Genomic DNA, 10,718 nt, shown 5'->3' on the forward strand with positions numbered 1-10,718 from the left:
TGGCTTCTGCTGACTTCTCACAGTTCGTTGTTACTAGGTTTTCCCTCTGTGAGACCTCACGGGATAAGTCGTCAGTCTTTCCTCGTCTACCTGCCTAATTTACTTACATAAGTTACGTTTGCCTTTTGGACTTCGTGACTTTGAGCCCACTCATCCTTTATGTAAGCCTTTATATTAGGTTTCTGTACGTCAGGCTACGATTTTGCTATTGCTTCTTCTCGCCATCACCTCACGGTGATAACCTTGCAAGTTGCTATGAGGTTCGTCGGCAACTACGCCCTACGTGGACTTTCACCACAGACTGACGGCATGCCCGTCATACCTAATAAAAAGGGTGTAATTTTTAGTCACACCCTTTTATTATAATATCATTCATTGTAATACAAATTTCTATAAGAGTTAGAACTTATTAGCAAAGTTTGATGATTACCATATCCAACTACTATTCCATTATCTAAAACATAAATATTATCAACATCTTTAATTGTTGATAACCTATGGGCAATTACTATTACAATTTTATTTTTAAAATGTTCTTTTAAATTATTAATTATCTGTTTTTGAGATATGTTATCTAATGCTGATGTAGCTTCATCCAAAATTATAATATCACTATCACTAAGTATACTTCTTGCTATTGTAATCCTTTGTTTTTGACCTCCGGATATTTTTACTCCTCTTTCACCAATTTTCGTATCAATACCATCTTTTAAACTTGAGATATATTCTAAAAGTCCTATTTTTTCACATACTAAACTTAATTCTTCTTCTGATACAGATCTTCCTAGACAAATATTTTCTTTAATAGTTGTATCAAAAATTAAACTATCTTGTGTTACCACAGATATATTTTTTCTTAATGAATTTAAATTAATATTTTTGATATTGATTCCATCAATAAGTATGGCTCCTGAGTCAATATCCCAGAGTCTAAATAATAGGTTTATAATTGTAGATTTTCCACAACCACTACTTCCTACCAACGCTGATATTTCACCTTTAACAAATCTTAAATCAATATTTTTTAATATATTAGATTCTGTTGTATAACTAAAATTTACGTTATTAAATTCAATTTTTTCTATATTTCCTTTTTTTAGAATAAAAGAATCTTTAGTATTTGCAATATCACTTTTTTCATCTAATAAAGAATATACTCTATCTATTGATACTTTTGCTTGCTGAATTCTGTTATTAGCATTTACTATACTAATGCATGGACCTAATAACATTGTACTATAGCTTTGAAAAGCTAGTAGCGATCCTAACGTTAAATTTCCATTTATAATTTTATATCCTCCGTATCCATATAATATCATTGTTATAATGGAATTTATTGTCATAGCAACTGTTATATTTCCACTATATAGTAAATCTGTTTTTATATTTTTGTTTATAATACTTCTATCTTTTTTTATATAATCAGAAATGAAAAACCTTCTTGATTTTGATATAACTATATTCATTATATTGAGTACATATTCTTGTATAAGATGAGTTATTTCTCCATATTCCTTTCTTATTAAGGTTATATTTTCATGTATAAGCTTAGTAAAAATTCTTTGTAATAGTATTAAAACTACTTGCAAAAATATTACTATCAAAAATAGGTCATATTGCATGCTTATCATAAAATATAGGGCTGCAATAGCAATTATAAAGTTTTTTATCAATGAAAAAGCTAATTCAGCATCTATACTTTCTATAGTGTCTATATCTGATTGAACAATTGAAAGTATATTTCCTGTTTTTTTATTAGTATAGTAGTTGCCAGATAAAAGAGATATATGCTTAAGTATTTTCACTCTAATTTTTATTGCAACAGAATTTCTCATTATTGAATAAATATAACCTAGTATAAACTCAATAAAAATTGATAGCAGTTGAATACAAAGATAAATTAGCACAAACTTTAGTAGAGTGGACAATTTTTTTTCTATAATACCTTCGTCTACAATTTTTTTAAGAAGAAGTGGTAAATACAAATCTATTACCGTTACTATTATCACAAATATTCCAGAGAATATTATCTTATTTTTATTATTTATATATATATATTTAATAAATTTGCAAATATTTTTATTTTTTTCTTTCATCATTTATTATTTTTCCATCACTTATTGTAATAACTCTATCAGCTTGTTTTGCAATACTCTGATCATGAGTTATCATAACTAGAGTTTGATTTAATTCACTAACAGTACTTCTTAAAAGGCTCATCACTTCTTCTGTAGTCTTACTATCTAAGTTTCCTGTTGGCTCATCAGCAAATATTACAGCAGGTTTATTTGACAAAGCTCTTGCTATTGCCACTCTTTGCTGCTGACCACCTGATAATTCATTAGGAAATTTTTTAAGTTGATCTTCTAATCCAACCTTTTTTATTATATTCATTATAAATTTTTTATCTTCTTTTTTTCCATCTAACTGAATTGGTAATATTATATTATCGTATACATTAAGCACAGGTATAAGGTTAAAACTTTGAAATATAAAGCCAAACTCTTGCCTTCTTATTTTTGATAATTCATCATCATTTAAACTATATATATTCTTTCCGCCCAATATAACCTCACCATCAGTTGGCTTATCTAATCCAGCTAAACAATGTAGTAAAGTACTTTTTCCAGATCCACTTGTACCAACTATAGCTGTAAACTTGCTATTTTCTATTTCTAATGATATTCCATTAACAGCTCTAACTACATTACCTTTTTTCCCATAATATTTTTTTATATTTTTTATAGTCAAAATTTTCATTATTTTCTCCTTGACAGTCTATAACTTTTTAATAATATCAATTAAATGAAATATATTACAAATTTCTTCCGTCGAATATTTATTTAAATATATTTTAATCTGAAATTCATGATTCACTTTTTTTATTAAATTTAGCAATTCAATATTATCATAATAAAATACCGAAAATAGTTTTTCCTCATAAATAAGTTCATATACTGTAACATTTATATCCATTTTTTTTAATATATTAAAAATGCTCATTAGTATTACTAAATCGGTATTCTTCAGTTTTTTTCTAACATAATGTTTTTTTATATTTTTAACAATGCTATACTTATGTAACTCATCTATTATTAACTCTTTAGTTGGTAAGTTTAAATTCTTATCTATAATTAATTTTGTAATATATGCAGTCGCTAAAGATGTGGCCCTGCTATTAAGACCAAAATCATTTATAGAATTTTTCAATATATATATATATTTTTTAGAATTAAATACAAGTTCAATCTTATTGTCTTTTCTAACAATAAATTCATCATCAGATAAACACTTACATCCATCAACTCCTATTGTAGATTCAAGAGTTGCAGGTATTGACAGCAACGAATTATCATCTCCTTTTAAAGTTTTTGAAACTATAATCAACTTCCCTTGTCTTTCTAATAATGAACATACTTCTATAAACTCATCCTTCATCGATTGCTCTGTTGTTGAAAGTGAAATGTTAATTATATCAATATCCTTTTTAGTAAGTTTGTACAAAACTTCAATAAGCCTTTTAGAACTCGTTACACCTGTATTGTCAAATATTTTTATTGGATAAATATCTACAAGATTTTCATAATTTTTTAAAATATTCATTATATTTTTTATACACATTGTTCCGTGCCCTATATAATCTTCTAATAAGTTTAAGCTTGATTCATAAGCACTTAATTGTAAATCTTTGTCAAATAAAATATTTCGCATATTTTCCATTAGTTCAATCGAACATCCCGTGTCAATCACGGCTATTTTTATCTTTCTCATTACTTACTCCTGTAAAAAAATAATATCGAGATATGCACACTCTCTCAATATTATTATTTTAATTTATATTTTCAATTCTGTTTATTTTAATATGCTATAGAACCATTTGCTGGATGACCCTTTTTGCAATCATGCATACAATCATCACCTCTTAATATACCATATTTAGTATATAATATTTTGCATGGATCGGATTCTATCTTTAAATCTTTCAGTTCAACCTTGTTGTCTATTTTTTTTATTTTTACGATATTTGACATAATTTCCTCCTATTTTTAGTTTAATATATTAAATTATCTGTGCACAATGTTTAATATCGTATTTACTTTACTTTAATAGAATTTATTATCTTATTTATAAATGAATATGCAATAATCCCCGAAAAAATAACTAGCATAACATATAAAATTATATTTTTGGAAGGTACCATAAATGACATACTAGTATTTAACCCCTTTAGTATTGCTCTATCTTTCCAAAATTTATAAAACCTAAATGCATCAAATGTACTATACAAAATACCGACTAATACTCCTGGAATTGTTAATACTAATATTTCACATATATATATTTTCTTTATCTTCTTTCTTTTTCCTCCTAATGCATTAAATATGCTATAAACATTATAATTTCTTATAAAACTTACAATCAAACCTATAATAATATTTACACTAGACATTAATAATAGGAAATATGATATTGTAATTTTTCTTACTTTAAAGCTATCCACTAGCTTATTGGCTTCATTGAACGCCTCACTTTGTGTTTTTATTCCCATATAAGGATTTCTATTACCAATTTTTTTCTCTATTTCACTCTTTACAGTATCTACACTTTTTTTATTACTTAAAGAAATATATATATTATCAGTCGTGTTTCTTCCCACTAGTTTGTCAAAATCTGTATCTGAAAATATTATATCTGGTATGGTTTGTTCCGTATTCGAGTATATATACCACTGTTTACTTAAGAATCCGGCTATTTTTACTTTATGATCTTTAAACTTCATATCACCATTTTTCTCATAATATGGCAGAGATACCTCTATAATATCACCTTGTTTTAAACCTTTTATAACGTCTTGATTTTTATGGTCTATTATAGAATAGAATTGATTATAAATTAGTACATTCGGTATATCGTTTCCAGATTTTATTTTTATATTATCCTTTATAAATTTATTATCAACCAAAAATTTTCCCATCGCATTATTATCAAAAGATAATACATTAAAACGTAGTCCTTTTGTTTCATTATCCTTTATCATCTGTTGTTGTTTATATTTCGTAGTTAATTGACTAGTATTTAGATATTCATATCCATCTTCATGTTGAACCTTATAAATTTCTTTTATTCCATTTAAGGAAGATAGATTGTTTATTTTACATTCTTCAAGAGCTACTATATCTTTTTTTACATTAAGATCTCTATATATATTTAAATCTACTTTTTCATAAAAAGCCAATTCATTATTAGTAACTCCCGCAGGAACATTATTATTATAATAATTAACTAGATACATATATCCTGAAAAAGCTAATATTATTGTATTCGATATGACAAATAACTTTTCACTTAATATATTATTTATTAAAATTTTATTCTCTAGCTTTTTAATATTAAATTCTTTAATAAATCTACTAGAATAATCTTTACTTATATTGTATTGTTCTATTGGAGTTTTAGAAAATATTCCTTTACACGAATATATTGTTGTAGCTAAATATATTATAAAAAGTGGATATATAACTTTAATAAATAACTTTATATCTAATAATAAATTTGCTTTTCTTGAATTTATCAAAGAGCCAGTAAAGTCAAATTCGTTAATTAAAATTTTGCTCATAAATATACTCACTATATAAGCTAGAAAACATGATACTAAATATACTATAAGGCTTTTTAATATTTCTATTAATATTGTTTTTTTCTTTGAGCACCCTAGTAATCGAATTAAACCTTGTCTTCTAGATGCCTCTATTGAGTTTAAAATAGAGATATTCAATATAATGATTCCTGCAATTAATATTGTAACTTTATCTGTATTAGTAAAAGTCGAAGATGTTGCTATTTGCTCATTTAAATCATTATACATACTATTTGGCACAATATGATCACTACTTGAATTTATATTATAACTTAACTCCGCAGATTTACTAATTGGATTAACTCCTGGTTTATATATTATTGTACCGTTATAACTCAAATTTTCATTATTTATTATTTTATTAAACTCATTATTACTACTTATAAATATATCTTGATATTTGTATAAATTTTCTATTATGCTCGGATAAACATAATCACCTACTACTTTAGATTTTATACTATAATTTACATATTCTTTTTTTCCTTCTTTAGATTCAATTATTTTGTTTCCTCTAATGTTTATTACTTCATTTAGTTTAATATTATATTTTTGTAGTATACTTTTTTCTAATATAATCTCATTTTGATTAATAGGCATTCTACCATCTTCTAGTCTAAGATTAAAATTTTCAAAGTATTCCTCGTTAAATTCTAGTATATTTTCTGAAATTCTATTTTTTATATAGGCATTACCATAGCTTTTAGTTATACTCATTGATTTTATACTTTTTTCATCTTTTATTAATTTTAATTGTGATTTATTTACATCAAAAAACTCGGCTTGCGCTTTGGTTGTGTTATTTTCTATAATTTTTTTAACATAAGAAGATTGACTATATTGAGCAGTCAAACTAGAAAAAACAACACATATCATAAAAGATATAATTACTATAGTTGGCAAACTATCTTTATAATTTTTTAAAATAGAATTAAAAATTAGTTTTCTCACGACTACTTCCTCCTATATAAAAAGTTTTTCAATTCTTTCTTTCATAACATTACACAATTCGTTAATATCATGATTTTTTCTAGCTATTATAAAGTCCGCTGGGCAAGTCCAACAAAATATTTTGTTACTACATATTTTACACTTGCTATTTGAAAAAAAACTATCAATATTAAAAAAACTATTTTTCATATTGTTCATTTTATCTAGGAGATTCTTAAATGTAAAATTAACATCTACTATATCACCTATTTGAAAATCTTCAATTTTTAACGAAGGACACGGATAAATTTTACCATCATGATTAATATAGATCTTATTATTATATGCATTACATGCTCTGATATTCAATTGTTTCTTATCACTTATTCCTGATGTTAATAAGTAGTTAGCAACTGGATAACCCGAAAAATCTTTTTTCCTAAAATATTCTTTGTTATCTTTAGCTCTTCCAACATTACATAACATTCTGAAAATATACTCAGTTTTTAAATCTTTGTTGAACTTAATAAATTTTTCCATTTCTTTTTTATTATTTTCCAACAATACCATAGAAGTCTTAATATTAGTAAAACCTCTATCTTGAAGTAACTTAATTCCATTTAATATTTTTTCAAAAACGCCCTTTCCTCTAATTTTTTTTGTCATTTCTTCACTGTATCCATCGATACTTATATTTACTATATCTATATTCCTGATAATAGAATCCACATATTTATCAATTAAAGTGCCATTTGTTGATAAAATTATTCTAGTTCCTACTAACTTATTTCTAGCATATTCTAAGATTTTTTCTATTTCATCAACCATAAGAGGTTCGCCTCCAGTCAACACAAGTTGTTCTAAATTTGAATCTGATAATTTATCTAGAACTTCATAAATTTTACTACTAGACAATTTTTGTTTATTATTGTTATCGCATCTACTTGAGCAATGTATGCAGTTAAGATTACATTTGTTTGTTAGCATAAAATCAACATATTTTATATTATTTTTATAAATACTTGGTTTATCTTCCTTAAAATATTTATTTTCTATTTCTTTAATAAACGAAATGATATATTCTTGACTTGCAGTATCGTACTCCTGTAAATCGCAAGAAATTTTTTGCATATCAATTTTTAGAGAATTATAGTCTATGCATGGTTCGATTATTTTATAAATATTCTTAGGTATAAAAAATATGGAAAATTCCTTTTTATTATAAATATAATAATGATTTTTTATTCTGCCAATTAATATATTATCTAATTCCATTCCTGCCTCCTATATATCTAATTTACTATTTCTTATTAATTTACATGTTGATTCTAAAGTAGAAATATCACTAAACATATTATCAATATTAGCGAGACAATAACCACAAAATAGTTTATGCCTACAATCTATACATCTTTCAATTAAAGCTGTATTAATTTTATCTAGTTCATCAAATACGCTATGACTTCTTTCTTTTATTTTTTCAACTATACTTTGATTTAAATCTAAAGCATCAAACATTTCAAATTTCTTATGAATCAAATTTTGACATGGATAAACATTTCCATCATAATTAACAAATAAATTAAGATTTCCAGGATTACAACACAATGTCCGTTCGATATATTCATTTTTATTAAATAAAACTAAAGGAAAAAAAGAAATATTACTATTTTTGATATATGTATTTAAATTTTTTCCTCTGCCAAACCTAGAGAAAAATCTATACACTGGTTTCACATTACTTATTTCACAAAAATCTTTAAATTTATTCATTTTATTCCTATCATTTTCACCAAAAACCATTGAAAGAGCAATTTTTTTAAATTTTATTTCTTGTAGAAAACTAATGCTATTAATTACCTTTTCAAAAGTGCCATTGCCTCTAATTTTGTCAACCATTTTTTTGTTATATCCATCTATACTAATTGAAATAGAATCAATCATTTTAAGCAAATTAATATTATCTCTAGTAATATAAGTTCCGTTAGTCAACAATTGAATTTCTCCAGAATAGTCTTTTCTTATATATTCTATTATTTCGAAAAAATCTTTTCTTATCATAGGCTCACCGCCTGTAATTACTATTTTTTTTGGATCAAAACTCATTATATTTTTTATTATCTTCTTAATGTCATCCGTAGGTAAATCTTTATAATTATGTCTTGCATTAGTACAACAATAATCACAGTATAAATTACATCTATTAGTTAAAGAAATTGTTATTACTTCAACTCTTCTAAAGTATAATTTATCATCAAAATACTCAGATAAAACACCAATTTGATCTAACTTTTCTATTATATTTTGAAAATACTTTTTATCTTCTTCCCTTTCAAAGTATTCTATGCCACAACTTATATATTTATTATTTTCTGACATAAGTTTAATAATTTCGTAACATATTTTTGGTACTTTTATCCACATTCCATTTGCTTTATTAGCAATTATTGTTTCCTTTTCACAGCAATCTAAATAAGCAAAGTCTTCTATAAAATATTTTTCCATATTTGTTCTCCTTACATACTATCAATAATAGCTCTTGTTGTAATACATAATGATTCTATAGGAAATTCATAACTTCCCTTCACTATATAGCTTAATATTTTACATCTATTTCCATCACAAATTTTTTTTGCTTTACATTCATCACAAAAACTTTTTATAGAATACCTTTCTTTACATAGAATTCTGCCTTTCTTTCTAATTTCAACAAGTGTATTTTCATCCAAATTCCCTAACTTAAATTTTTTACTATTTAATGCAAATAAACATGGATATATATCACCATTAGAATCTAGTGTAAAGCTTGAAATTCCACCTAAACAATCACTTTTTTCAGATAGAGAATATGATTCATCTATTATTGATATATTTATATCTGAATTTTTATAGTTTTCTTTTAACTTTTTTATAGAAAATAACAGGCTATTATAATCATTTTGATTCCATTTATCTTCATAAAAATCTAAGGCTATTGCAAAATTTTTTATCCCTTTATTAATTAATTCACTTATATTCTCCACTAAATTTAGTATATTTGACTTAGTAACGGTCATTCTGCACCTTATGTTAACGTTCATTTTAATCAGTGATTCTATATTTTTGATTACACTCTTATATGTACCTTTTCCATTTTTATCAACTCTATTTAAATCATTATCAAACTCTCTTCCATCTAAGCTAATTGATAAGTTTATTTTTTTTTCATATATATATTTTATAATATCAGTATTTATTAAAAATCCATTACTTGTCATCTCATAAATTTTTAATAATTTTATATCTTCTAATGAGCTTATAATATATTTTATAATATCAAAATTTAATGTAGGCTCTCCACCATGGAAAACTATTTTTAGTTTATCAGGATTATTTTCATGAATTTCACATTTTATAAAGTAAATAATTTTATCTGCCATATCAACACTTAAGTCAAATTCATTTTTTGTTTTTTCATAACAATATTTGCAACTTAAATTGCATTTATTTGTAACTAAAATATTAAAATTCATTTTTTCCCTTTCTATAAAAATATTCACATTTCATTATGTTAACTAATTGATTTTATACAGATTTTTTTAATTAATCTATACTATATTTAATTTTATCTTAACTAAATTATATTATTTTTACTTATATATTCAAGCACAATATATTTTTTATTATAATTAATATCAAAAATATATAAATAAATTATAATTATATAAATATTTACAATTTTCCAAAATTGCAATATCAATTTGTACACTTTTTTGTCCTTCCTGCCAAAATATCAGAACTTGACCTGAAATATATGTCAAGACTAGGCTTAGCATTTATTAGGTCAACATAATACATGATTTCGTCTTCACTAAAGTCATTTATACTTCTACCCTTAGGAATAAATTGTCTCAATATACCATTATGCCTTTCGTTGCTACCTCTTTCAAATGAAGAGTAGGGATGACAGAAGTATGTGGATACGAGTGATTCAATATCACTTAGTCCTGAAAACTCTGAACCATTGTCACTTGTGATAGTGTAAAATAAGTATGGAGTTTTTGAAATAAAAAATAGAGATTACAACCTCTTGTGTTAAAATATATTTGACCAAAAAAATAAACAAAGGTGGTGTAATCTCTATGGAAACTATTATACAACAAATATGCAT

8 protein-coding genes and 1 pseudogene are annotated in these 10,718 nt (G+C 24.7%); all 9 read right to left on the reverse strand.

Annotation, left to right across the window (positions count from 1 at the left end):
• Window positions 1–368: 368 nt before the first annotated feature.
• Complete coding sequence (locus F823_RS0109675) at window positions 369–2,099, reverse strand: ABC transporter ATP-binding protein (protein ID WP_002845875.1); 1,731 nt, start codon at window positions 2,097–2,099, stop codon at window positions 369–371.
• Window positions 2,080–2,760 carry an ABC transporter ATP-binding protein gene (locus F823_RS0109680; protein ID WP_002845874.1) on the reverse strand — a complete coding sequence of 227 codons (681 nt, stop codon included), beginning with the start codon at window positions 2,758–2,760 and terminating at the stop codon, window positions 2,080–2,082. The genes F823_RS0109675 and F823_RS0109680 overlap by 20 nt, the downstream gene beginning before the upstream one ends.
• An 18-nt stretch (window positions 2,761–2,778) precedes the next feature.
• Window positions 2,779–3,771 carry a S8 family serine peptidase gene (locus F823_RS0109685; RefSeq protein WP_002845872.1) on the reverse strand — a complete coding sequence of 331 codons (993 nt, stop codon included), beginning with the start codon at window positions 3,769–3,771 and terminating at the stop codon, window positions 2,779–2,781.
• 86 nt (window positions 3,772–3,857) lie between these two features.
• Window positions 3,858–4,031: a hypothetical protein gene (locus tag F823_RS11230; protein ID WP_002845870.1), complete on the reverse strand. Its 174-nt coding sequence runs from the start codon at window positions 4,029–4,031 to the stop codon at window positions 3,858–3,860.
• A gap of 62 nt (window positions 4,032–4,093) precedes the next feature.
• Entirely contained in the window at window positions 4,094–6,589 is a 2,496-nt protein-coding gene (locus tag F823_RS0109695) for an FtsX-like permease family protein (protein WP_019595706.1), read from the reverse strand.
• Between the two features lie 12 nt (window positions 6,590–6,601).
• On the reverse strand, window positions 6,602–7,843 hold the full coding sequence (locus F823_RS0109700) for a radical SAM/SPASM domain-containing protein (protein WP_002845867.1): 1,242 nt from the start codon (window positions 7,841–7,843) through the stop codon (window positions 6,602–6,604).
• Between the two features lie 9 nt (window positions 7,844–7,852).
• On the reverse strand, window positions 7,853–9,073 hold the full coding sequence (locus tag F823_RS0109705; RefSeq protein ID WP_002845866.1) for a radical SAM/SPASM domain-containing protein: 1,221 nt from the start codon (window positions 9,071–9,073) through the stop codon (window positions 7,853–7,855).
• Window positions 9,074–9,084: 11 nt separating this feature from the next.
• Window positions 9,085–10,080 carry a radical SAM/SPASM domain-containing protein gene (locus F823_RS0109710; protein ID WP_019595707.1) on the reverse strand — a complete coding sequence of 332 codons (996 nt, stop codon included), beginning with the start codon at window positions 10,078–10,080 and terminating at the stop codon, window positions 9,085–9,087.
• Window positions 10,081–10,303: 223 nt separating this feature from the next.
• Window positions 10,304–10,594: pseudogene (locus F823_RS10970) on the reverse strand (IS30 family transposase); the annotation flags it as partial.
• Window positions 10,595–10,718 lie beyond the last annotated feature (124 nt).

Source organism: Peptostreptococcus anaerobius VPI 4330 = DSM 2949, assembly GCF_000381525.1.
GTDB lineage: Bacteria > Bacillota > Clostridia > Peptostreptococcales > Peptostreptococcaceae > Peptostreptococcus > Peptostreptococcus anaerobius.